This window comes from Wolbachia endosymbiont of Drosophila barbarae, from assembly GCF_044752445.1.
GTDB lineage: Bacteria > Pseudomonadota > Alphaproteobacteria > Rickettsiales > Anaplasmataceae > Wolbachia > Wolbachia pipientis.
In genome coordinates this window covers 1-508 of record NZ_JBIXJM010000019.1, presented here as the reverse complement: position 1 = coordinate 508, position 508 = coordinate 1, and the positions used below count along the sequence as shown (strand labels likewise).

At 44.7% G+C, this 508-nt stretch carries 1 pseudogene; it reads left to right on the top strand.

What is annotated here, in order from left to right:
- Positions 1-29 precede the first annotated feature (29 nt).
- Positions 30-508, top strand: a pseudogene (locus ACIPNH_RS00205) (phage terminase large subunit); the annotation flags it as partial.

Sequence of the window (508 nt, the reverse complement as noted above, 5' to 3'; positions counted from 1 at the left end):
GCGTCACGCGTTGGTTTCAACATTATATCATGAACTTTCTAAAATTCATTGAACTGTGCTTTCAAACGGTAGTGCCGGGGTGTGAGTATAACGATTATCAGTATATAAAAGTCATAGCAGACAGGCTGGAAGCAGCGAGCGCTGGTGAAGTGAAACGAATAATATTCAATATGCCTCCGCGCTCGATGAAGTCCATGTGCATAAGCGTTGCGTGGCCCGCATGGATACTGGGAAACCAACCAACTGCGAGAATAATAGTTGCAAGTTATTCTCAGCGGCTCAGCGAAAAGCACTCGCTCGACACCAGGTGCGTGATGCAGTCTAGTTGGTATAGAGCGCTATTTCCAGAGATAGAACTATCCAAAGACCAGAATACCAAATATAAATTTCAAACAGTGCAGAGAGGATACAGAATCGCAACATCAGTTGGTGGAACACTAACTGGTGAAGGTGGTGATTTTATCATTGTGGACGATCCGCTCAGTTCTGCTCAAGCTTTGAGTGAAAC